The sequence below is a fragment of the Gordonia paraffinivorans genome (genome assembly GCF_900683595.1).
Classification (GTDB): Bacteria; Actinomycetota; Actinomycetes; order Mycobacteriales; family Mycobacteriaceae; genus Gordonia; species Gordonia paraffinivorans.
The window spans coordinates 157869-181662 of sequence record NZ_CAACYD010000003.1; the positions used below are offsets into that span (position 1 = coordinate 157869).

General features: G+C 71.4%; 19 protein-coding genes and 1 pseudogene. 6 read left to right on the forward strand and 14 right to left on the reverse strand.

All coding sequences use genetic code 11. The features are described 5' to 3' along the window. Position 1: 1 nt before the first annotated feature. The 11 genes and pseudogenes from cofG to E1P53_RS01580 form a co-directional block, all read right to left on the reverse strand. Positions 2-1303 carry a 7,8-didemethyl-8-hydroxy-5-deazariboflavin synthase CofG gene (cofG, locus tag E1P53_RS01530; protein WP_131733249.1) on the reverse strand — a complete coding sequence of 434 codons (1302 nt, stop codon included), beginning with the start codon at positions 1301-1303 and terminating at the stop codon, positions 2-4. Beyond that, on the reverse strand, positions 1300-2823 hold the full coding sequence (locus tag E1P53_RS01535; RefSeq protein WP_109237412.1) for a flavin-containing monooxygenase: 1524 nt from the start codon (positions 2821-2823) through the stop codon (positions 1300-1302). The genes cofG and E1P53_RS01535 overlap by 4 nt, the downstream gene beginning before the upstream one ends. After that, entirely contained in the window at positions 2820-3977 is a 1158-nt protein-coding gene (locus E1P53_RS01540) for an FO synthase (RefSeq protein ID WP_131733250.1), read from the reverse strand. The genes E1P53_RS01535 and E1P53_RS01540 overlap by 4 nt, the downstream gene beginning before the upstream one ends. Positions 3978-4054: 77 nt before the next feature. Further along, on the reverse strand, positions 4055-4318 hold the full coding sequence (locus E1P53_RS01545) for a hypothetical protein (protein ID WP_371830982.1): 264 nt from the start codon (positions 4316-4318) through the stop codon (positions 4055-4057). Between the two features lie 285 nt (positions 4319-4603). After that, positions 4604-5500 (reverse strand): N-acetyl-1-D-myo-inositol-2-amino-2-deoxy-alpha-D-glucopyranoside deacetylase, encoded by an 897-nt coding sequence (mshB, locus tag E1P53_RS01550; RefSeq protein WP_131733251.1) that lies wholly within the window; start codon positions 5498-5500, stop codon positions 4604-4606. Further along, a complete protein-coding gene (locus E1P53_RS01555) occupies positions 5497-7380 on the reverse strand; it encodes an ABC transporter family substrate-binding protein (protein WP_230823209.1) in 1884 nt (627 codons plus the stop codon). The genes mshB and E1P53_RS01555 overlap by 4 nt, the downstream gene beginning before the upstream one ends. Positions 7381-7521: 141 nt before the next feature. Beyond that, positions 7522-9432 (reverse strand): translational GTPase TypA, encoded by a 1911-nt coding sequence (gene typA, locus E1P53_RS01560; RefSeq protein WP_131733253.1) that lies wholly within the window; start codon positions 9430-9432, stop codon positions 7522-7524. A gap of 405 nt (positions 9433-9837) precedes the next feature. Beyond that, positions 9838-10705, reverse strand: a pseudogene (locus tag E1P53_RS01565) (EamA family transporter). A 10-nt stretch (positions 10706-10715) separates the two neighbouring features. Then, the gene (locus tag E1P53_RS01570) at positions 10716-11801 is read right to left on the reverse strand and encodes an ABC transporter ATP-binding protein (protein ID WP_244941088.1); all 1086 of its coding nucleotides are present in this window, start codon (positions 11799-11801) and stop codon (positions 10716-10718) included. Continuing rightward, on the reverse strand, positions 11798-13489 hold the full coding sequence (locus E1P53_RS01575) for an ABC transporter permease (protein WP_131733254.1): 1692 nt from the start codon (positions 13487-13489) through the stop codon (positions 11798-11800). The genes E1P53_RS01570 and E1P53_RS01575 overlap by 4 nt, the downstream gene beginning before the upstream one ends. A gap of 7 nt (positions 13490-13496) precedes the next feature. Next, entirely contained in the window at positions 13497-14588 is a 1092-nt protein-coding gene (locus tag E1P53_RS01580; RefSeq protein WP_131733255.1) for a thiamine ABC transporter substrate-binding protein, read from the reverse strand. A 312-nt stretch (positions 14589-14900) separates the two neighbouring features. Between E1P53_RS01580 and E1P53_RS01585 the strand changes: the two genes are divergently transcribed. From E1P53_RS01585 to E1P53_RS01600, 4 genes are all read left to right on the forward strand, one after another. Beyond that, positions 14901-15728 carry an Rv1157c family protein gene (locus E1P53_RS01585; RefSeq protein ID WP_131733256.1) on the forward strand — a complete coding sequence of 276 codons (828 nt, stop codon included), beginning with the start codon at positions 14901-14903 and terminating at the stop codon, positions 15726-15728. 295 nt (positions 15729-16023) lie between these two features. Beyond that, entirely contained in the window at positions 16024-16899 is an 876-nt protein-coding gene (locus E1P53_RS01590) for a hypothetical protein (RefSeq protein WP_131733257.1), read from the forward strand. Positions 16900-16956: 57 nt separating this feature from the next. Then, positions 16957-18216 (forward strand): alpha/beta hydrolase family protein, encoded by a 1260-nt coding sequence (locus E1P53_RS01595; RefSeq protein ID WP_131733258.1) that lies wholly within the window; start codon positions 16957-16959, stop codon positions 18214-18216. A 5-nt stretch (positions 18217-18221) separates the two neighbouring features. Next, positions 18222-18911 (forward strand): lysoplasmalogenase, encoded by a 690-nt coding sequence (locus E1P53_RS01600; protein ID WP_131733259.1) that lies wholly within the window; start codon positions 18222-18224, stop codon positions 18909-18911. A gap of 41 nt (positions 18912-18952) precedes the next feature. On the opposite strand, the gene E1P53_RS01605 is transcribed toward E1P53_RS01600, so the two are convergent. Further along, a complete protein-coding gene (locus E1P53_RS01605; RefSeq protein WP_131733328.1) occupies positions 18953-19399 on the reverse strand; it encodes a hypothetical protein in 447 nt (148 codons plus the stop codon). A 148-nt stretch (positions 19400-19547) separates the two neighbouring features. Between E1P53_RS01605 and E1P53_RS01610 the strand changes: the two genes are divergently transcribed. Both E1P53_RS01610 and E1P53_RS01615 read left to right on the forward strand, forming a co-directional pair. After that, the gene (locus tag E1P53_RS01610) at positions 19548-20120 is read left to right on the forward strand and encodes an HhH-GPD-type base excision DNA repair protein (RefSeq protein WP_131733260.1); all 573 of its coding nucleotides are present in this window, start codon (positions 19548-19550) and stop codon (positions 20118-20120) included. 97 nt (positions 20121-20217) lie between these two features. Next, positions 20218-21174: a hypothetical protein gene (locus E1P53_RS01615; RefSeq protein WP_131733261.1), complete on the forward strand. Its 957-nt coding sequence runs from the start codon at positions 20218-20220 to the stop codon at positions 21172-21174. On the opposite strand, the gene E1P53_RS01620 is transcribed toward E1P53_RS01615, so the two are convergent. Continuing rightward, positions 21129-22430, reverse strand: coding sequence for a WS/DGAT domain-containing protein (locus E1P53_RS01620; RefSeq protein ID WP_131733262.1), 1302 nt, complete (start codon positions 22428-22430; stop codon positions 21129-21131). The two genes, E1P53_RS01615 and E1P53_RS01620, sit on opposite strands and share 46 nt — an antisense overlap. 40 nt (positions 22431-22470) lie before the next feature. After that, positions 22471-23685 carry an acyl-CoA dehydrogenase family protein gene (locus E1P53_RS01625; RefSeq protein WP_131733263.1) on the reverse strand — a complete coding sequence of 405 codons (1215 nt, stop codon included), beginning with the start codon at positions 23683-23685 and terminating at the stop codon, positions 22471-22473. Between the last annotated feature and the right edge of the window lie 109 nt (positions 23686-23794).

Consider the following 23794-nt stretch of genomic DNA (forward strand, 5'->3'; position numbering starts at 1 on the left):
CTCAGGCGACCGCGGGCCACGGCAGCGGGACCGGCCGGGTGTCGAGGGCGAGACCGGTCTCGGGGTCCGAGAGCGCGCCCACGTGGTCGGCGAGCGCCGGGTCGATCCACTCCGACGCGGCGAGCACGTACGACGGCTGTGCCGTGATCCGTTCGGTCAGGACGAAATCCGACTCCGCGGTGCGTGCGGCGAGGGCGTCGAGGTTGGGCCACGGACGCTCCGGGTTGACGTGGTCCGGGGTCAGCGGCGAGACCCCGCCCCAGTCGTCGATGCCCGAGGCGATCAGCGCGGCGCATTCGGCCGGCGACACCAGGTTCGGCGGCGCCTGCACCCGCATGTGGGGTCCGAGGACGATACGCGCGACGGCGACCGCGGCGAGGAACTCGGTCATCTCCGCGTCCGGCGTGGAGCGCATCGCGGTGTCGGGCTTGGCCCGGAAGTTCTGGACGATGACCTCTTGGATGTGTCCGGATCCGGCGTGCGCGTCGGCGATCGCGAAGAACGACTCGGCGCGCTCCCGCATGGATTCCCCGATGCCGACGAGAATCCCCGTGGTGAACGGCACCCGGGCCGCTCCCGCGTCGCGCAGGACCTGCATCCTCACCAGCGGGTCCTTGTCCGGGCTGCCGTAGTGCGGCTGCCCCTTCTCGGTGAACAGCCGACGCGAGGTGGTCTCGAGCATCATGCCCATCGACGGCGCCACCGGCCGCAGCCGCCGCAACTCCTCGAGGCTCATCACGCCGGGATTCAGGTGCGGCAGCAGGCCGGTCTCGTTCAGGACGGCCACCGCGGCGGCGCGCACGTAGTCCAGCGTCGAGGAGTACCCGCGCTCGGTCAGCCATTCCCGGGCCTGCGGCCAGCGGCCCTCGGGGCGGTCGCCGAGGGTGAACAACGCCTCCTTGCAGCCGAGTTCGGCTCCACGACGTGCGAGATCCACGACCTCGTCGAGTTCGAGGTAGAGCCCCTCCCCGGCGCGCGCGAGCTTGCCCGGCACGGTGACGAAGGTGCAGTAGTGGCACCGGTCCCGGCACAGGCGCGTCAGCGGGATGAACACCTTGCGCGAATACGTCACCTGGCGCGGCCGGCCGATCGCGGCGAGCCCTTCGTCGCGGATCGCGCCGGCGACCGACTGCAGCCGGGTGAGATCGTCGCCCGCACAATGCAGCAGCGCGACGGCCTGGTCGACGTTGATGGGCTCCCGGTTCTCGGCCGCCGCGAGTGCGGCGGCGACGGCGCTCGGGTCCGGTCGCGGATCCTCGTGCGGCGAGGCGTTTCTCACGGTCGGGATGCTCAGGTCGGTCATCGGCGGACCTCGTCGGGTTCGGTCAGGAAGGGCGCGGGATCGAAGGTGCCGTTGCGCTCTCGGAACGACGCCGCGGTCCCCGGCCACAGCAGGGTGAGACGACGGCTCTCCGGATCGACATACCAACTGTCGCAACCGGTCAACCACACGGTGGAGGCACTGCGCTCGTCGATCTCGCGGGTGTAGGCTTCCTCGGCCTCGGCCGAGACCTCGAGCACCCGGACACCGCGCTCGGCGGTGTAGTCGAGCGCGCCGAGCACGTAGTCGAGCTGCGTCTCGATCATGTAGATGGCGGAGTTGTGGCCGAGCGCGGCGTTCGGCCCGTCGAGGACGAACATGTTGGGAAAGCCGCTCACCACGGTCGAGGCGTAGGAGGTCATCCCCGACGACCAGTGCTCGGACAGGCGGCGTCCGCCCCGCCCGGCGACCCGCACGGCCGCCGGCGGGCGCGCCGCCTCGAATCCCGTCGCCATGACGAGCACGTCGAGGTCGTAGGTGCGGCCGCTGCGGGCGGTGGCCTTGGACTCGATCACCGACTCCAGCGCGCTCGGCTCGAAGACCACGTTGGGACGCTGCAGCGCCGGATAGAAGTCGTCGCTGAGAAGGATTCGCTTGCAACCGATCTCGTAGTCGGGGGTGAGCTGTTCGCGCAGCACCGGGTCGGCGACCTGGGCCAGCAGGTGGTCGCGCGCGCGTGCCCGGATCTCGTCGATGTCCGGGTGCAGGCCGAGACGCTGGCGGAAGGCGGCGTCGGCCTCGGTGAGGAGGCGATCCCGGACCTCGGCCGCGACCTCGGGATCGCGCAGCGCCGCCCGCTCCTGCTCGGTGTACCGACGGTCCTCCCTGGGCACCACATATGGTGGCGTCCGGCAGAAGACGACGAGTTCTTCGGCCGTCTCGGCGAGGTGCGGGATGACCTGCACCGCCGACGCGCCGGTGCCGACGACACCGATCCGCGCGCCGTCGACCGCCACGGCGTCGTGCCAGGCCGCGGTGTGCACGACCTGCCCGGGGAATCCGTCGAGTCCGTCGATCCGGGGGATCTTCGGCTCGGACAGCCGGCCCACCGCCAGCACGAGGTTGCGGGCGAGGACGGTGCGCTCGGAACCGTCGGCGCCACCCGCGGCGATCACCCAGCGGGCCTCGGCGTCGTCCCAATGCGCTTGCCGCAGTTCGGTTCTCAGCCAGATGCGATCCGCGAAGCCCTCGTCGGCGACGGTCTGCTCGAGGTAGTCGCGGATCTCGGCTCCGCTCGGGTACCGCGACGCCCAGTCGGCCGGTGGCCGGAAGGAGAACGAGTACAGGTGCGCGGGGATGTCGCAGGCGATGCCGGGGTAGACGTTGTCGCGCCACGTGCCGCCCACTGCGTCGGCGCGCTCGAGGACGACGAAGGACTCGCGGCCGCGCCGGGCCAGCTGCGTGGCCATGCCCAGGCCGGCGAAACCGGCGCCGACGATCGCCACGTCGACCTCGACCGCCGACGCGCGGTCCCGGGCTGCTCCCTGCGAGGTCACCGTCACGGATGCACCTGCGGGATCGGGAGGAGACGGGCGGGGTCGGGAGCGCCGTAGCGGGTGGTGCGCTGGCGCGGGACGCGACCGATCCGGTGGGCGGTGTCGGCGATGATCTCGACATCGAGCACGCGCCCCGCCTCGGGCCCGGCCTCGGGCATCAGGCGACCGTCGAGCAGCACTCCCCCGATGTCGTCGACGCCGCCGCGGAGCACCTTCTCGACGGTCTCGGCGTCGAGCTTGGTCCACGCGACCTGCAGATGGTCGATGAGTCCGGCCGACATGAGGCGGGCCACCGCATGCAGCGCGCGGGTCTCCCGCTGCGAGGCGGTGGCGGTCGCGGCATCGCGAAGATGCGGCGGGGTGTTCGTGTCGACCATCGGCATCAGGATCAGCTCGCTGAAGCCACCGGTGCGGGCCTGGATGTCGAGAAGCGTGCGCAGGTGGGCGACCTGCTGCTCCGGGGACTCCACGTGGCCGTAGACGATGGTGGCCGTGGAGAACAGGCCGGTCCGATGGGCGGTCTCGATGACCTCGACCCACTCGCTCACCGGCATCGCCGTACCCGTCGGCGACAGGTACGCCCGCACGGCGTCGTCGAGGATCTGCGCCGCGGTGCCCGGCACCGAGCCGAGACCGGCGTCGCGCAGCCGCTGCAGGTGCTCGGCGACGCCGACCCCCGAGCGGCGTGCGCCGTCGGCGATCTCCGCGGCGCGGTAGGCGTGCAGGTGCAGGCCCTCGGCCGCGCCGGTGATCTCCGCGACGAGTCGCACGTAGTCCTCCGCCGGACGGTCGGCGGGCAACGGCCCCTGCATGCAGATCTCGGTGGCCCCGAGCTCGACGGCCTCGGCCACCAGGTCGGTGAGCGACGGATCGGCGCCGCGGGTGCCGGCCGGACCCAGCCGCGCCGCGACCGCGGTGTCCAGGTTGCGGTTGACGACGAAGGTCAGCGCCTCCGGATCGGTGACGCGACGACGGACCGCATCGGCGAGCTCGCAGAGCTCTTCGAGCCCGCTGCCCGAGGCCCCGAGCAGCGCGACCCAGCCCTCGGTGTCGAGGGCATCCGGGCCGAGGGCTGTCGGGTCGTCACGGAGTTGCCGCAGGGCGGCCGTGACGCGCTCGGTCGGGGCCGTGGTGTCGTCGGCCCACGCGCGCAGAACCATGCTCACACTCTAACGTCCGGCCCGGACCGCCTTGTGTCGCGCGTCTCTTGTGCCGCAGGCGATTCACTGTCGTGAACTCAGGCCTCGGGGTCGGGCAACCGGCCGGTGCGGCTGAGCACGACGGCCGGCGCGACGCCGAGCACCAGGAGTAGCAGTGTCTGGACCAGGTAGTTCGGCGATGTCGACAGCACGACGTTGCCGCCCGGCCCCGGCACGGCGCCGGCCACGAGGACGACGAGACCCCACGCGCCCAGCGGAGCCCACCGCCATCCGGACGACGTGTGGCCCGCGGCCAGCCACAGCAGCGCCGCGTTCGCGAGGCCGGCGAGGAGCGCGGCCAACGGGTATCGCGACGCCGCCGAACCGCTGGTAGGTGAAGGCCACGCCGAGCAGGCCGACGACGAGGCCGTCGAGCGTCAGCAGGGCGAGCAGGAGGCGATCGCGCAGTTCCGGGTCGAGGGCCGGCAGCCGCTCCGACACCGAGGGCCGCGCATCGCGGTCCCGGGTGGCCGCGGTTGTCGACGCGGCGGCGGCCCGGTTCGCCGGGGCCATTGAGGCGGGCGTCGCGCGACCCCGGTTCTTCTTCCGACTCCGGCCCTTCTTGGCTGCCATCGTCTCGGCCGTCCTCACTCGATCCCGGTGAACAGATCCGTCTCCCGGGCCCCGCCGAGAGTCTCCCGCGGATCGTAGTCGGTGAGGATGAAGTGCTCGTGGTCGGCGATCGGCTGCAGGATGTTGTTGCTCAACGCGTACTCGGTGCCCGACGGCGCGACGGTCACCTGGGTGGCGTGGGCCCGCAGGGCCGCGACCTTGTTCGCGTAGTACCCGCGCACGTCGATCTCGGTGGTGATCGCGTCGTCGGGATAACTCGGCAGCTCACCGAGGTGCGGCATCCGCCAGCCCTCGGGCACCTCCGACGCCGCGGCGAGCCCGGACTCCAACGTGCTGTGTTCGGTCACCGACTCGTACAGCTTCGCCGGACCCCGGCCGAGCCCGCGGGCACGTGCGACCGCCTCTGCGGTGACCGAGTGCACGAGCTTGTGGTCGGGATGTCCGTAGGTGCCCGACTCGTCGTAGCTGACGATCACCTGCGGCCCGAAGTCGAGCAGGATGTCGAGCAGCGTCGTGACGACCTCGTCGAACGGGGCCTGCACCAGGGCGCGCGGGTTCTCCGCCGAGGGCGATCCGGCCATGCCGGAGTCCCGCCACCGGCCCGCGCCGCCGAGGAAGCGCGGCCGCAGCACGGGGCCGCCCTCGGGGCTGAGCGCGGCAAGCGCACGGGTCAGCTCGGCGATGCGGTATCCGCCGAGCTGATCGGCGCCGCCGTCGGCGACGAGTTGCGCGTACTCGTCGCCGATGACCTCCCCCTCCTCGCCGAGGGTGAAGGTGACGACGCGGACGTCGACGCCTTCGGCGAGGTAGCGGGCGATGGTGCCGCCGGTCTGGATCGTCTCGTCGTCGGGATGGGCGTGCACGAGCAGCAGCCGACGCGCCGCGGTCGCGGCGGGGGCGGAGTCGGTCACGACAGTTCCCAGTCGACGGCGGTGCCGAAGATCGACTCCTGGATCGGGCCGGTCAGCGGGACGTCGCGCACGAGCGGCGTGACGCCGACGACCATCGAGTCCTGGTACAGCGGCATGTAGATCGCCTGCGCGGCGAGCAGCGGCTCCGCCTCGTCGAGGGTCTCGATCGGGTCCTCCTCGCTCAGCGCGGTCCGCGCGAGATCGATCAACCTCGGGTCACACAGGCCCGAGATGTTGCTGGCATAGCTGTCGCCGGCATCTCCGCCGCTCGGCGCGAGACTGGTCGGGGTCGGCGGGGTGATCGGCGACGGTTCGGTACTCGCCTTCGGCTGATCGCAGTCCACCTGCGAGGCCAGCGACGCCGCGGGCGGCACACCGAGGCCGGTCCAGCCGACGACGAGGTCCACCCGACCCTTGGTGAGGGCCGATCCGTAGAGCTCGCTGTTGGGCAGGGTGACGACCTGCGACCGCACTCCCGCGTTGCGCAGCTGGTCGACGATGCTCGCCGCCGCCGAGGTGGCACGCGGGTCGCCCGCGACCGCGCCCACCCGCACGATCAGGTCCCGGCCGTCCTTCTGCAGGGGCGCGATGCCCTCCGGCAGCTCGGGCACCTGCGCCTCGCCCGGCGCGGGGGCCGGCGTCGACGACGAACCCGATTGCCCGGGGGCCGTCGACCCGGACTGCTCGGACGACGCCGGCGAGCCGGACTCGGATGCCCCGGACCCGGACGCTTCCGACGGCACCGGGGTCGGTGACTCCGGAGCGGCGCGGCGGTACCCGGCCTCGGCCAGCATCGCGTCGATCTGCTCCGGGTTCGGGCGCAGCCTGGTCACGGGCTTGTAGCCGGGATCCGAGGGAGCGAACACCGTGTTCGCGTACGGTTCGACGATCCAGTCGCCCGCACCGGCGAACCGGGTCAGCTGCGGGTCGATCATCCCGAGGACCGCGCGACGCAACGGCAGGGACCGCATCGCGTCGGTACGGGCGTTGACTGTGACGCCGAGCGAACGCGACGTGAGGCTGCGCTGGGTCTCGAGACCGGGCAGGGCGGCGAGTTCGGCCTGGGTCGCCGGGGACGCGCCGAGCGCGACGATCGCCGAGTCGCCCGAGCGCACCGAGTCGAGCATCTGGGCGTTGTTGCCGGCCCGGCGGAGCACGACCTGGTCCAGACGCGGCGGCCTGACCCAGTAGCGGTCGTTGCGGGCCAGCCGCACCTCGTCGCGGGTCTTGTCGATCCCGACGATGGCATACGGACCGGCCGACACCGGCTTGCCCGTGTCCATACCGGTCTGGAAACCGGCCGGGGCGCCCTTGAAGACGTGACTCGGCAGCAGGTTGGTGAACAGCTCACGCCACGCCGGGTAGGGCCGCTCGAACTTCACCTCGACGACCTTGCCGCCCTCACGCGACTGCACCGAGTCGATGAGCCGATAGCCGGCGGGCGCGACGACGTTGGGCTGTCGCGACATCTGCTGCCACAGGTAGCTGAAGTCGTCGCCGGTCACCGGCAGCCCGTCCGACCACTGCGCGTCGGTGTGGATGCGGTAGGTGACCGTGAACGGCTCGGTCGAGCTGACCTCGGCCGAGGTCACGAAGTGCTTCTGCAGCTCCCAGACGGTCCCGGCGGGCGTCTGCACGGGCGCGAATGCGCTCGGCAGCGTCATCGCCGCCACCGCGGTGGTCACCGGGTTGAGGTCGGAGGCGATATGCGGGTTGAACCCCGCCCCCACCGAGTCGGTGGCGATGAAGATCGTCTTCTCCACCGGGTACTCGCTCGGGGTGGGCGGCGGCCCGGTGTCGCGCACCGGCGGCGGCGGATCCGCCGTGCACGCCGTCAGGGCGACGAGCAGCGCGGCGCCGCACGAGAGCAACCCGAGCACACGGCGTCGGGTCCGATTCGAGGCGTCGCGACCCCGCTGTGGTCTCGCGCGATTCACTCGGATACCCCCATGGAAGAGCTTCTCGGTCGGTCGGTCGCCCCGGCCTCCCCGCAGTGGACGGCAGGAAGGCCGGTGTGGCGGTCAGCTGACCGCGGCGTCCCGGGACTTGGCCCGCGAGCGCTCACGAGCGCGCGTCGAGGAGTCGAGGTGAACCTTACGCACCCGGATGACCTCCGGGGTGACCTCGACACACTCGTCGGCGGCACAGAACTCCATCGCGCCCTCGAGATCGAGTTCCATCGGCTTGGCCAGCCGCTCGAGCTCGTCGCCGGTGGAGCTGCGCATGTTGGTCAGCTTCTTCTCGCGGGTGACGTTGATGTCGAGGTCCTCCGCACGCGGATTGATGCCCACGACGTGGCCCTCGTAGGTGTCGTCGCCCGGATTGACGAAGAAGGTGCCGCGGTCGGCGAGCTGGATCATCGCGTACGGGGTGACGGTGCCGGCGCGGTCGCTCACCAGCGAGCCGCTGTGGCGGGCGCGGATCTCGCCGGCCCAGTCGTCGTAACCGGAGAAGACGGCGTTGGCGATGCCGGTGCCGCGGGTCTCGGTCAGGAAGTCGGTGCGGAATCCGATCAGGCCGCGCGAGGGAACGATGAACTCCATCCGCACCCAGCCGGTGCCGTGGTTGGACATCTTCTCCATCCGGCCCTTGCGGGCGGCCAGCAGTTGCGTGACCGCGCCGAGGTACTCCTCGGGCACGTCGACGGTCAGGTGCTCGAAGGGCTCCTTGAGCTTGCCGTCGACCTTCTTGGTGACGACCTGCGGCTTGCCCACGGTCAGCTCGAAGCCCTCGCGGCGCATCTGCTCCACGAGGATGGCCAGCGCCAGCTCGCCGCGGCCCTGGACCTCCCAGGCGTCCGGGCGGCCGATGTCGAGCACGCGCAGCGACACGTTGCCGATCAGCTCGGAGTCCAGACGGGACTTGACCATGCGGGCGGTCAGCTTGTGCCCGGAGACGCGGCCGGCCAGCGGCGACGAGTTGGTGCCGATCGTGACCGAGATCGCCGGCTCGTCGACGGTGATCCGCGGCAGCGGCTGCGGGTTCTCCACGTCGGCGAGGGTGTCGCCGATCATGATGTCGGGCATACCGGCGACCGCGACGATGTCGCCGGCCACGGCCTCCTCGGCGGGCTCACGGTCGACGCCGACGGTGCGCAGCAGCTCGGTGACCTTGGCGCGCTCGACGACGGCCTCGCCGTCGACCTCGCGGCACCAGGACACCTGCTGGCCCTTCCGCAGGGTGCCGTTGTGGATGCGGACGAGCGCCAGGCGGCCCAGGAACGCCGAGGCGTCGAGGTTGGTGACGTGTGCCTGCAGGGGTGCGTCCTTGTCGCCCTTGGGCGCGGGGACGTGCTCGAGCAGGACGTCGAAGAAGGCGTCGAGGTTCTCCGCGTCGGGGATCTGGCCGTTCTCGGGCTGCTCGGTGGAGCAGACGCCGGCGCGACCCGAGGCGTAGAGCACCGGGAGCTCCAGAACCAGTTCGGCCGCGCGGGCGGCCTCGTCGTCGAGGTCCGAGGCCAGGTCCAGCAGCAGGTCCTGCGTCTCGTCGACGACCTCCTGGATGCGGGCGTCGGGGCGGTCGGTCTTGTTGACGACGACGATCACCGGCAGGGAGGCGGCGAGGGCCTTGCGCAGCACGAAGCGGGTCTGCGGCAGCGGCCCCTCGGAGGCGTCGACGAGGAGGACCACGCCGTCGACCATGGACAGGCCGCGCTCGACCTCACCGCCGAAGTCGGCGTGGCCGGGGGTGTCGATGACGTTGATGACGATCTCGGTGCCGTCGGGCTGGCGGTGGTGCACCGCGGTGTTCTTGGCGAGAATGGTGATGCCCTTCTCACGTTCGAGGTCACCGGAGTCCATCACGCGGTCGACGACCTCGGCACGCTCGCCGAAGACGCCGGACTGGCGCAGCATCGCGTCGACGAGGGTGGTCTTTCCGTGGTCGACGTGCGCGACGATCGCGACGTTCCGGAAGGAGGGGGCAGTGCTCACAGATTCTCTTTCGTAAGTTGGGGACCGCCATCGCGGCCGGGCGCCCGGTTCGCGGGCATGTCTGCTTCCCCGACGGTCGTCGTTGACCGGCGTCGAGCGCAGAACACCTAGGGATTCAACGTCACAGACTATCGGTTAGAGGCCTGAGACCGCGATCACAGCTCCGAAAAACGCTGTAGTTAGGTTCTGCTAACCTCTGATCCATGGGCAAGGTCGACCCGGCCAAGGTGTGCTCGCTGAAGCCGAAGAAGAAGTGCTGCAAGAGCTCCAAGCGCTGTGTGCGCTGCCCCGTGGTGATCCACCGGATGCGCAAGCTCGACACCTCGGAGATGTCGAAGAAAGAGCTGAACAAGGCACTGAAGAAGGCCCGCGCCGCCTGACCCGGGGTGTTCGCGGAAGAGCCTCTCAGCCCGGCGGGATGTCGTCGTCGACGGTCCTCAACGCCACCGCGAGCGCGACCGCCGCGATCCCCACGGCCTCGAGGGGGGCGCGGCACCTGCGCCAGCACCACCAGTCCGATGACCGCGGCCGTGACCGGCAGCAGGGCGAGCAGGATCGCGAACCTGGCCTGCCCCACACGACGCAACACCACCTGATCGAGCAGATACGGCACCGCCGTCGACGCGACCCCCAGCACGAGGCCCTGTCCGACGAGCGCCGGCAGCGCGACCCCGTCGGCCGCGGCCCGCACGACCCACCAGGCCAGCGGCGACGTGACGAGCGTCGCGACGGCGAACCCGGTCGCGAGGTCCTCGATGCCGGCGCCCCGGGCGGCGACTCGCTTGCCCAGGACGATGTAGCCGGCCCAGCAGGCCGCGGCCCCCAGCGCGAACAGCACCCCGGCGCCGGTCCCCTGCCACCGGACGTCGGCGATGAGAACCACGCCCACGGCGGCGAGCAGCAGCGCCGCGACGTCACGCGGTCGCCGGGACCCCAGCGCGGCCACCGCGATCGGGCCCAGGAACTCCAGCGCCACCGTCGTGCCCATCGGCAATCGCGCGAGCGCCTCGTAGAAGCTGATGTTCATCCCGGCCGTGATCAGGCCGAAGCACGCGGCCAGCCGGAGGCGGCCGGGACGCCACGCGGCGCGCGGGGGCCGAATCCACAACAGCAGGACCACCGCGGCACCGGCGATCCGGAGCCAGGCGACCGCGGCGGGCGCGAGGTCGTCGAACAATCCGACGGCCACCGCCGCGCCGAGGTACATCGACGTCGCCCCGATGACCATCAGACCCGGTGGGAGGAGCAGGTCGCCTCGCGTGGTCCCGGTCATCGGCGTGCCGTCATCCGATGACCGCAACCCGATCGGGCACGAGGCGCAGCCGCACCCGATCCCCGATGGAGACGGATTCGGTTGCGATGGCGTCGATCTCGCCGACGACCGTCTCGATCCGCACCCGCGGCCCGGAGGGCAGCTCGGCGACGAGGACCACGGTGGCGAGGACCACGGTGGCGAGCGAGCGGACGTCGACGGCGTCGGGGGTCCGGGCCACCTCCACCGACTCCGGACGCAACCCCAGGCGGCGGGACCCGTCGGGGAGGTCGAGGCGCAGGTCGCCGAGCACCGTCTCGGCGACGCCGTCGCGCAGGGTCGCGTCGACGACGGTCGTCGCGCCGAGGAAACGCGCGGTCCACTCGTCGACGGGCCGCGTCCACAGGGTCGACGGCTGCGCGACCTGCACCATCGCCCCGTCGCGCATGACGGCGATGACGTCGGCCATGGTCGCCGCCTCCGCATGGTCGTGGGTGACGACGACCGTCGGCACCCCGGCCGCCCGCACGATCTCCGAGATCTCCACCGCCAGTTCGTCTCTCAGGCGACGGTCGAGTGCTGCGAGCGGCTCGTCGAGCAGCAGCAGCCGCGGATGCGGGGCAAGTGCCCGGGCGAGCGCGACGCGCTGCGCCTGTCCGCCGGAGAGCGTGTCGACCGAACGTTTCTCGTAGCCGGGCAGGCCGACGACGTCGAGGAGCTCCGACACGCGGTCGGCGATGCGCCGCCGGGGCCAGCGACGCATCTTGAGGCCGTAGGCGATGTTGGCCGCGACGCTGCGGCCGCCGAAGAGCTGCCCGTCCTGGAAGACGACGCCGAAGTCGCGGCGGTGCACCTCGATCCCGGCGAGGTCCTCGCCGTCGAAGCGCACCGTGCCGGCGGCCGGGCGCTCGAGGCCCGCGACCGCGCGGATCAGCGTCGACTTGCCGCATCCCGACGGGCCGAGCACCGCGGTGATCAGCGCCCCCGCTCCCCCGGTCCGCCACGAGAGGCCGTCGATCACGGTGTGGTCGCCGTAGGCGATGGTGAGGTCGTCGATCTCGAGCACACCCTGGCCGTCGGGGCCACCGACGCCCGGGTTCCGGTCCGGTCCGGTCACAGCAGCGGCACCTCCGTTCGCGGGCGCAACGCCTCGACGAGGAGGACGGCGAGGGTCGTCGCGGCCACGAGGACCACCGAGGCGGCCATCGCCGTCGCGAGGTTCTCGGCGCCGGGCCGGTTGAGCGCCGACCCGATCAGCACCGGCAGCGTCGTGGTGTCGGCCCGGGCGAGGAAGCTCGTCGCACCGAACTCGCCGAGTGCCATGACGAATGCGAAACCCGCTGCGGCGCCGAGTGATCGACCCACGATCGGCAGGTCGACGGTGGTGAACACGCGTAGCGGCGGCGCCCCCAGCGTGGCGGCCGCCTGCCGCAACCGGACGGGCACCGACTCGAGTGCCGGGACCATGATCCGGATGACGAGCGGGATCGCGATCAGCGCCTGCACGCACGGGATCACCGCCGGGGACGCGGCGATCGCGTACGGCATCGAGGCCAGCACGATCAGGTAGCCGAATCCCAGTGTCACGGCGCTGATCCCGAGTGGGATCAGCGAGATCGTCGAGGCGATGGCACCCAGGACGCCCCGCGCCCGGAACAGCGACACCGCAGCGAGGGTCCCGACGACGAGGGCGATCAGCGTCGCCGAGCCCGCGGAGACCAGCGAGTACCGCAGACTCTCCAGCGGTGTCACGCCGTTGACCGGCTCGGCCAACGCGCGGTAGCCGGCGAGCGTCCAGTCGCCGCGGGCCGACGGACGCAGGGATCGCACGATGAGGACGACGACCGGCCCGACGAGCAGGACCACGGTCCACGTCGCCGCCGCTGCCATCGCGAGGCGCGCCGGCCACCCGGCCACGACCGCCGCAGCGCCCCGACGGCCGCCACCGCCGGCCGAACCCGCCCCCGCGGGGTCGGAGAAGACGCGGGTGAGCAGGAGCGCGGCGAACACCACCACGATCTGTAGCATCGACAGGACCACCGCCTCGGGGAGCCGGAAGTAGCCGATGGCCTGGGTGTAGATCTCGGTCTCCAGGGTGCGCAGCTCCCCGGCGCCGAGGATGAGGACGACGCCGAAGCTGGTGGAGCAGAACAGGAAGATCAGGGTCGCGGCGCCGGCGATCGCGGGCAGCAGCCGGGGCACGACGACGGTCATCGTCGCCTTCACGCGTCCCGCGCCGAGGGTGCGCGCCGCCTCCAGAAGCCTCGGGTCGAGGTTGCGCCACGCCGCGCCGACGACCCGGACCACGACGGCGACGTTGAGGAACACGTGGGCGGCGAGCACCGCGCCGAGCCCCGACTCGATGTGCAGGAAGGACAGCGGACCGGTCAGCAGGGAGCGGAAGGCGACGCCGACGACCACCGTCGGCAGGACGAACGGGACGGTCACCACGACCGCGAGGATCACCGCGACCCGTCCGCCGATGTGGGCGTAGAGCCAGGCGATGGGCGCGGCCGCGAGGAGCGCGAGAACCATGGAGGCCGCGGCCTGCCCTACGGTGATCCCGAGCAGGGACCACGCGTCGGTGCGGGCGAGGAGGTCCTCGAGCCGCGCCCCCGACTCCGACGCGATGCGGTAGGCGCGACGGATCAGTGCGATCAGCGGCCACGCGAACAGGATCGTGATGAACAGCGCCGGGACGAGTCGGACGGCGATCCGCCCCGCCAGGGTCCCGCCGCGCCGCGCCGGACCCCAGTTGTCCCCCCGGGCCGTCGCGCCCGGGCCCGTGTTCGTCGCCCGGGTCACCGGGGCATCACCTGCCGACGACGGCACGCCACTGGTCGAGCCACTTCTCGCGGTTGTCCGCGATCGTGGCGGGCGGCAGCGAGGAGATCCACTCCGGGACCTCGGCGCGCGCCGGCCAGCCCTCGGGCAGCGGAACGTCGCGCTGCACCGGGTAGACGTACATCGACTCCGGCAACGCCGCCTGGACCTCGGGGCTCAGCATGTAGTCGACGAGCTGGCGCGCGCCGCTGGAGTTGCGCGTGCCCTTGAGGATTCCGACGTACTCGACCTGCGGGAAGCAGCTGTCGAGAAGCGCGCTGGTGTTCGGGGTGGCCGCCGGCGACGATGCGTAGGACAGCACGATCGGACGGTCGCCCTTGCCCTCGCCCGCGCTGAAGACCTGGTTGTAGGCGACCTCCCAGCCGGAGACGATCTCCGCGCCGCCGTCGACCACCCGCTTCCAGTAGTCCTGCCAGCCGTCGCCGAGCGCGCCCACCGTGGTGAGCAGGAACGCGGTGCCCGGAGACGACGTGGCGGGGTCGGTCAGCACGGTATGCGCGGCGTACTCGGGCCGGGCGAGATCGCGGAAGCTCTGCGGCGGGGTGATCCCGCGCGATTCGTACCAGGCGTCGTCGATGTTGAGGCACACGTCTCCGCGGTCGACCGCGGTCAGCAGGTCGGTCGCGCCGGGCACCGCATACTCCGCGGCGCCGTTCGCGGCCGCGGGGGGCGCATAGGCCTCCAGGGCCCCGGCCTCGATGGGGCGGGAGGCGAAGGTGTTGTCGATGCCGAAGACGACGTCGCCCTTCGGCGCGCCCGGGGTCAGCGAAACCGTCGACGCCAGCTGACCGGCGTCGCCGGACTTGACGATCTTGAGGGTGAGACCGGTCTCCCGGCGGAATCCGTCGATCACGGACTCGGGCAGTTCGAACGAGTCGTGGGTCAGAAGGGTGACCTCTCCGCCCGTCGTCGACTCGTCGGCGCACGCGACCGCCGCACCGGCGACCATCAGCACTCCCGCGGCCAGTGCCAGCGTCCTGCGCGCAGCCCTCCCGAGGACGTTGCCCCGCCGGCCGCCGCACCGACGACCGGGCACGTCGGTGCCCTGTTGCTGTTCCACGTCAGGTCTCCTCGTCGACTGGCGGCGAATGGGTGTCCCCCATATCCAACCAGGTGTCGAAATGCGACACGATTCGACGGTCCGGCGAGTCACTTCAGTAACAATTGCATCAATAACCACACACATCACAGTCGCATCGCCGTTGACTGCCTGGACACGAGAGGAACCGGGGGGCTTAGAATGACCGGACGTCCGGGGTGGGAAGATCGCGATGAACTGTCCACCCTCCGGACAGCCACGAGAACGATCCATACGACCACGAGGCGCCCGAGGCCCGAGCCGGCCGGCGCCACGACCGATAGGACACACCCAGTGCGATTCACACGGCCGTCGAGGTTGCGTTCCACCGCCTCCCGCCCGCACCGGACCCGCCGCATGCTGGTCAGCGCTTCGGCCATCGTCGCCGCGGCCGGCCTCGTATTCCCCGCGGTGGCCCAGGCCGAGCCCGCACCCAAGGTCGACCAGCGTGTGCTGGATTCGCTGGGCGCCTTCGCCCCGGCGATCATCGGATCGGTGGCCACCCCCGGTCCGGACGGCAAGGTCAACGCGCAGCTGCTGAATCAGGCCGAGAAGTTCGCCAACACCCCGGGGATGCCCGCCGAGGTCAGCAAGATCTGGCGTTCGGTCGCCGACTTCCTGGGCGAGCCCGGCCGCCGGCAGGCCGCCAAGCAGCTGGCCGCGGAGCAGAAGAAGGGCGATCCGGAGATCCCGACGGGCCCCAACGCCCCGAAGATCCAGGAGTTCCTCTACCCGACCTTCGGCCTCGGGTGCATCCCCGGCGGCGGTTCGCTGGGTCGCGCGCTCGTGACCGCCGGCCCGCAGGAGGCCCCCTGGCCCGGCCCGCAGCGCGGCGAGGGCGGCTACGTCTACACCGCACTCGGCACCGGCCCGGCCGTCGACAACAAGGCGCAGCCCCTCGTGGTGAGCTGGCTCAACGTCGACACCGGCCGTTCCGGCGAACTGACACTCAAGAAGAACGAGCGGATCAACGCCCAGGACGGGCCGGGCACCTTCACCGGCATCGCCCGGACCGGCAAGGGACGCGTGATCTCGGCGATCCACGGCAACGTGACCACCAAGACCAAGGGCAAGGTCGTGTCCTGCACGATCGTCCCGGTGATCGGTCTCGCGATCATCTGACGCCAGACACTCTCGAGGACGAAAACCCCGGCTGCGGCCGGGGTTTTCGTCGTTTCACAGGTCGGCGAGACCCGCCGACCCGCCGACCCCAAAGGACCGCGTGATGTGCACCACATCCCGCGCGGACACGTATCCGCAGGTCGGCCCCGGTTCGGTATCTCACCGGTCGCGCGGATGTCACGAGTCGGACTCGCGGCTTGCTCGGTCGAGCTCGGCCATGCTCTTGTTTAACTCAAGTCTCACCTGTCACACCCGCCACACGATGGCGGGGTGTCGGCCTGTTCGAAGGAGTGCCATGTCCATCAGGTCTCGGTTCACACGTCCGCTCTTCGGACGACGCGGACTCCGACGCTGCGGTGTGGGGCTCGCCGGGGTCGCCGTGGCCGCCGCCGCGGTCACCTCGACCGCCTCTCCCACTGCGGCAGCACCGTCGCTCCCGCTGCTGGAGCCGAACATGCTCAGCCAGTACGCGATCCCGTTCGACACCGAGCTCGCCGCCGGTATCCGCATGCTGAAGGCCGCCGGCGTGGACCAGATGGCCCTGCAGGCCGCGCAGGCGATCCTGAGCAGCTCCGGCCAGCTGTCCGTGGAGGACGTCGTCGGCCGCGCGGGTGCGCTCCCCTACAACGCGGCGTCCCCGCAGAAGGTCGCCGACACCGATCCGATGTCGATCCTGAAGAAGCTCGGCATCCAGGCGCTGACGCCGTCGGTCGCGCCGTTCTGCACCGAACCGACCCCGGACAACCCGCTCGGCCTGGTCACCGCGGGGGCGGGTGCCGTCGCGGGCCCGTGGCCGATGGCGAACGACCCGGCGGCCGAGCTCAAGCCGCTGCTCGACCTGATCCCCATCGCGAACGTCCCGAAGAAGCTGAACCTCGTCGAGAAGGGCGAGACCGCCTACGCCTTCGTCCCCGCCTCGGCCAAGTCGGGCGCCAGCGGTCAGATGCAGGTCGCCTGGTTCAACACGAGCACCCTGCAGGGCGGCTTCGCCGATCTGAAGCCGGTCAGCGACCAGGCTCCCGTCGCCGCCGCACTCCCGCTGCTCAACGGCGTGCGCCTCGCCCCGGTCAAGACCGGAGAGGGCACCGTCCTGTCGGCCGTCTTCGGCAGCGCCCAGAACGGCTCCCAAAACTGCTGGTTCCTGCCCGCGGTCGGCATCGTCGAGGTGTGACCGCCTCCCCGCCCGTCCACGACACCACCCCATCTCACGGAACGAACTGAACGAGACATGATCACGCACGGCTCCAGACGGACCACCCCCATCGCCCGCACCGTCGCCCTCGCCGCCGCCCTCACGATGGGCCTGACCGGCTTCGGCCTGACCTCGGAGGCGGTCGCCGAACCACTGACGACCTCGCCGTCGACGACCACCCCGGCACCGGAGTCCGGAGACGCCGGGGCAGGCGCGCCGGCCGACGAGAACGCGGGCACCGTCGACGCCAGAGGACCCGGTCAGACGCCGGGAGCGGTGTTCGCCAACCGTGATCTGCCGCGCGCCCGGATGGTCGCCGGCGCGGCGAGCGGCAACGACTACACCTATTGGAGCACCGGCGCCGACGGGAAGGCCCACCTGTCCTCGGCCCTCGTGATGGTGCCGCGCGGCCAGGCTCCCGCGGGCGGCTGGCCCATCGTCGCCTGGGCCCACGGGTCGCGGGGCATCGCCGACAAGTGCGCCCCGTCGGAACGCCCCACCAAGGAGGACACCACCGAGCTGAGCACGTGGCTGTCGCGGGGATACGCCGTGGTCAGCACCGACTACGCCGGGGTCGGCACCCCGGGCACGCCGCAGTACTACGACCTCGAGGCGACCGCGCGCAACATCGTCGACGCGGTCAGCGCGGCGCGCGACGTCTCCGACAAGCTGTCCACCTCGTGGGCCGTCGTCGGCGAGGGACAGGGTGCCGCCGCCGCCATCACCCTGGCCAAACTCGGTCCGCAGCTGCAGCGCAACGCCCTCGATTTCAAGGGGGCGGCCGCGACGTCGATCCCCGCCGAGTTCGGCGCGCTGCTCGCCAACGTCGGTCCGTCGACGGCGACCATGCCCTCGGGTATCGCCGCCGACGCGCTGTACACGCTGAGCGCGATCCGCAACGCCCGCCCGAACCTCGACGTCGATGCGCTGCTGACCGACACCGGCAAGCGCTGGATGGCCAAGGCCGCCAACGAGTGCATCACCTCGTTCCGCAAGGAGGTCGACGGACTCAAGATCGGCTCGCTCTTCGCCAAGCCGGTGTCGTCGAACACCGAGCTGACCAATCTGCTCACGAAGGCGACCGAACTGCCCTCCCGCGGCTTCGCGGCCCCGGTCATGATGACCCAGTCGCTGCAGGACACCTCGGTGGTCGTGCCGCTCACGCTCAAGTACCTGAACGAGGCCCGCGCCGACCGCAAGGCCACCCCGCGCACCTACCTGGTGCTCGACGCGGCACAGTCGAAGAAGCTGTCGGACGACGACATCCGCGGTTTCATCGCCAAGGTCCTCAAGTAGGCGTCATGGGCCTCCGACTGCCGAGCCGGCGCACCCGCGATCTCGCCTTCGCGGCGACGGTGGCCGCAGCCACGGTCTCCGGCGCCCTCGGGCACCGGAAGGCCGCGGGCCTGACCAAGCCGCTGCCGATGCTGCTCCTGGCGGCCGAGACGGCAGCCGGGGCACGCGGGCGCGGTGGCGCCGACAACGCGGGCCTGGCCGGGGCACTCGCCTTCTCGATGGCCGGTGACGTGGCGATGTTCCTCGAGGAGTTCGAGACCGAACCGGCGGCCAAGGACCGGTGGCTGCAACGCGGGGCGAGCCTGTTCGCCGGCGCCCAACTCTGCTACATCGCCACGATGTGGCGGGCGGGCGCCCGGCCGTCGGCGAGGCAACTGCTTCCCCGCGTCGGGCTGCTCGCCGAGTCGGCGGCGGTCCTCGCACGTCACCGTCCGGCGCTTCTCCCGGTTCTCGGGACCTACGGCAACACCCTGGCGACGATGTCGGCGATGGCGAGCGCCATGCCCGACCCCCAGCCGCGGCTGCGCATCGGCGGGCTCGCGTTCCTGCTGTCGGACCTGGCGATCATCAACCGCCGACACCTGGTAACCGACCGCCGATTGCGAATCGCGGGCGAGGCCTGGGTCCTGGCGAGCTATTTCACCGCTCAGTACCTGCTGATCGGCGGGCTCGCCGAGCGGTCACGCCACAGCTGACCGCCCGTCGAGCAAACGCGTCGGTCGACGATGGTCTGCGCTCAGGCGGTGGCCCGGCCGCTGCACGACGAGTACTGCGGGTTGACCATCGGGTTGAACGCGAGGGCGCCGAGCTTCTGGTGGATGGTGAACGCGACCGGGCCGTGACCGGGATGGATGTCGACCTGCCACTTGACGGTGAATCCGCGGCCGGGGACGAAGACCTTGCCGGTCCTGCCGGTCCGCAGGTTCTTCCAGCGCACCGTGACGTCGTAGGTGTACTCCAGCGCAACCGGTTTCGCCCGATCCGAGCCGATGAGGGCGATGACCGGGCCGGGCAGGCCGTCGGCCGGGAAGCGGATGTTGTTGAACACGTCGACGCGCACCTTCACCGGACCGGCGGGCCACGGGTTGGTCGAGGTGCAGTTCAGAGTGGTCACATAGTTCGCCTCGGCGTTCGCGGGGATCGCCGTGGCGCTCCCCTGCCCCGCGACCCCTTGCCCCACCATGCCGAGCAGCGTCGCGACCAGGCCGGTGACGACCCCGATCACCACCCGCGACACCGTGCGTGAGACCTTCCGCCCCGACATGTTCTCCCCGCTGACCATGAGGGCAGTCTAGAGCGGCGCATCGGCCGCGTCTGCCAGAATCGGACCCATGCCGAAGATCCAGATCGCCCAGGACCCCGCGGCCGACGAGCTCCTCTCGACCGACTCGTTCGCGCTCCTCGTCGGGATGCTGCTCGATCAGCAGTTCCCGATGGAGCGCGCCTTTGCCGGCCCGGCCAAGATCAAGGACCGCTTCGGCACGATGGACCCGGTCGAGATCGCCCACGCCGATCCGGAGGCGTTCGCCGACCTGTGCTCGACTCCCCCGGCGATCCACCGCTACGGACGGTCGATGGCCGGCCGCATCCAGGACCTCGCCAAGGTGGTGGCCGAGGAGTACGGCGGCGACGCCTCCCGCATCTGGACCGAGGCGACCAGCGGGGCCGACCTGATGAAGCGGCTGCGCGCACTGCCCGGCTTCGGCGAGCAGAAGGCGAAGATCTTCATCGCGCTCGTCGCCAAGCAGCTCGGGGTGGCCCCCGACGGGTGGGAGAAGGCCGCGGGCGACTACGGCAAGGAGGGGTTCCGGTCGGTCGCCGACGTCGTCGACCCCGATTCCCTGCAGAAGGTCCGCGACTTCAAGAAGGCCGCCAAGGCCGCCGCGAAGGCCGCCAAGGGCTGACCGCGTCCCGGGCCCACCCGGCCTGATCGCGACGCAGTCCCGCACGAATCACCGAGCCTGGTGCCGAATCAAGTCGCGGTGGCCTAGTGTCGGGTTAATGGAGTCAGTTCCCGAACGAGGAGCTTCCCGCGGGACCGACCCGGGACGTGCGCTCGTGGAGATGCCGTTCCGGGTCGGATTCGCAGTCACGGGGGTCGTACTGGCCGCGGCGGAATCCGCGGTCACCATCGCGCGCGCCACCGCGGGCAGCGTCCAGCACGAGATCGCCCAGGCCATGGGCCTCGACGACGACAGCGTCGGCACGGCACGCACGCCGCTGGCGCTGTTGGGCCAGTTGTCGGACCTGCTCGGTCCCGACCGCCCGTTCGGGCGGATTCTCGCCACCGGCGGTCCACTCGACCGCCTCTTGACGCCGGGCGGCGTCATCGACCGGCTCACCGCGCCCGACGGCCCCTTGGAGAAGCTCACCGCAAAGGGCGGCCTCCTCGACCAGATGGCCGACGAACGCGGCATCCTCATGCGTCTGACCGCCGAGGACGGCCCGCTCGACCGCCTCACCCGCCCGGGCGGCGTCGTCGACCAGTTCACCGAGAACGAGGGCATCCTCGAACGCCTCACCTCCGAGGGCGGCATCGTCGACAAGCTCACCGCACCCGACGGCGTCCTGGAACGAGCCACCCAGCCCGGCGGCTTCCTCGACCGCCTGGCCGAGGAAGAGGGGATCCTCGATCAGCTCCTGGGTGAGGGCGGCGCCATCGAGCGCGCGATCGCCCCGGGCGGTCCCCTCGACCGCATCGCCGAGCTCGCCGAGACGATCAGCGAACTCGCACCCAACCTGCTCACCATCCAGGACACCGTGCACGAGCTCGCCGAGACCGTGGACGTGCTCAACCAGTCCGTGGCGCCGCTCGGCGGACTCGCGGACAAGCTCCCGAAGCGGCTGACCCGGGGCTCCAAGAACTCCGGCGGCAACGGCACCCCGAACCCGGCCCCGGCCGACGCCAACGGTTACTCGCGTCCCCGCCCGAGCGCCCCGTCCAGCAGCGCCACGTAGCGGTCCACGTCGGGCATGACGTCGGGACTCGTGGTCACCGACACCGCGACGCGGTCACCGAGGCCGTGAACCCCGTGCGTGAGTCCCTGTACGGGTGAGAGCGCGGGGAACCCGGTGGTGAACAGCACCTTCCCGCCGTCGAGCTCGAGGTCGGCGGCGCCCCGGTGAACCGACGACACCACGGTGACGCCGGTGACCGTCGCGGGCCTGGCCTGCAGGTCGAATCCCCGGACGCCCCACCGGGCCAGGATCGCCGGGGTGGCCTGCGTCGCGCGGCGCTGGGCCACACGCGCGGGATCGGTGTCTGCGTCCCGGGCCGCGACGATCTCCTCGCGGATGAGACGCGCGCGTTCGTCGAGGTCGTCGACGTCGAGGTGCAGGTCGATGCCGACGTTCCGGAAGTGGTTGCGCGCGTCGGGTTCTCCCGTTCTCCCTACGGTGAGTTCGACGCCGAGCCGGACGGCGTGTTCGCCGAGGTACTCGGGCAGCGCACGCGAGATCGCCGTCAGCACCGCGGTGGTCACCGGGTGTCCGGCGGCGGTGAGACGATGCCGGTCGAGCACCAGGACCCGTAACGCCCGTTTCGGCCCGGGGTCGGTGTTCAGGTGGGTGAGCGGGTATCCGGGTCCCGGAGTCGCCCGTCCGGCGAGGCGGGCCGCCTCGACTCCGCGGCGCATCGTGTCGAGGAACTCAATGGGCAGTCGCGCGAGGCCGAGCGCGACGGTCGCCGCGTCGCGGATCGGGCCCGGCACCGGGTCATCCCGCCGGCCGTCGCGCCGCACCGGCGGGGCGTCGAACAGGTCGCGCGCCGCCTGCGACACCCGGCGCCCGTCGCCCAGCGCGTGTGAGATCTGCAGCACCACAACGGTGTTCACCTCGTCGGCACCGGCCGTCGGCACCCCGGTCACCGATCCGAAGAGGTGGAGTCGCCATGCGGCGTCGGTCGGCACGAGCGGGTCGCCGACGAGTCCGGCGACCGTCTCCAGCAACGACGACCAGGTCCGCGTCGTGGTGTCGACGCGGACCTGGTCCTCGGTGGGTGCAGCCCTCACCCAGTACGGGCGATCGGCGCCCGCCGGGACGTCGTGGACGCGAAGGCAGAGGTCCTCGACGCCGCCGGCACGGGCGACCAGTCGCCGCGCGGTCTCTTCCGTCGGAATCGACGGCGCCGCAAAGCAGTACAGGAGGAACTGGTCGTTCGGGATGCGCTCGGACATCCAGTACGACGCGGCGTCGGCCGCCGCCATGCGCTGCATGGGGCGAGCCTAGCCGTACCGCCTGCAGGCGGCCGCTCCCCTACTTCTGGCCGGCGCTCCAGGCGTAGGGCAGGTCGGTGCCGTTGAGCACGTGGTCGCCGAGTGCCTGCAGCTTGAAGATGAGCGGGTTGTGCGCCGAGATCACCCGGGCGTTGCGCCAGTGGCGGTCGAGGCGCAGGCGCTCGGAGGTGATCGACGCCCCGCCGACCTCGAACAGCTGGGTGGTGGCGTCGAGGACGAGCGGGATCAGCGTCGCCTGGGCGCGCGCGACGTCGAACTCGACCTTGTCGAGCAGTTGCTCGTCCTGCCAGCCGGTCTCGGCGAGGCGGTCGAGCTGATCGGCGATGTCGAGGACGAGGGTCCGCGCCGTGTAGGCGGCCGAGGTGAGCCGGCCGATGACCTGCTGCACCAGCGGATCGTGCCGCGGCAGGTCGGCGGCCGAGTGGGTGAACGTGCGCTTGCGCTCCCGGACCCACTCGGAGACGTCGTCGGTGGCGCGCTGGGCGATGCCCGCGAGCACCGACAGCTGCACGAGCTGCAGGTACGAGGTGGCGTAGGTGCGTCCGGCGGTCCCGTAGCCGGGGCCGAGGATGCGGTCCTCGGTGACCTGGACGCCGTTGAACTCGGTGGTGCCGCTGGCGGTCAGGCGCTGTCCGAAGCCGTCCCAGTCGTCGCGCTGGGTGACCCCCTCGGCAGTGGCGTCGACGAGCACCGACACGCGCTCGCCGTCCTTGTCGGCGGCGACGAGGATGTGGTCGGAGTACAGGCTGCCGGTGCTGTAGTACTTGGTGCCGTCGAGGCGATAGCCGTCGCCCTCGGCGGTGACGCGGGTCTGGTAGCGGTCGATCGCGCCGACGCCCGGCTCGGTGATCGCGTTGCCCACCAACGTGCCCTCGGCGATCTTGCGGAGCCAGTCCTGCGCCTCGGGGGCGGGCAGGGCGGAGATCTGGTCCTCGACGAACGACCAGTGCACGCGCAGGGCCTGCGGCAGGTTCGACTCGGCGGTGGCCAGGTCGATGAGCAGACGGAACAGCTGGCGAACGGTCGCACCGTAGCCGCCGTACTCCACGGGGACGCGCAGCGCGCCGAACCTCGCCTCGCGCAGCCACGACACCTCGTCGTATGCGAGACGGCGGTCCTCCTCGCGCGCCACCGCGCCCTCGGCGATACGCGCGAAGATCGGGGCGAAGATCTCGTCGAGCCGCTCGTCGGTGGTACCGGCGGAGGTGGTGCCTGCGGGCACGGTTGCGGTCATCAATGGTCCTTTCCTACGAACTTGTCGGCCGACAGTGTCGTCGGCACCCACCGGCGAGGGCCACGATTGAAACCGCGCTGAACGCAACGTTCGCAAACTGCGCGGATTC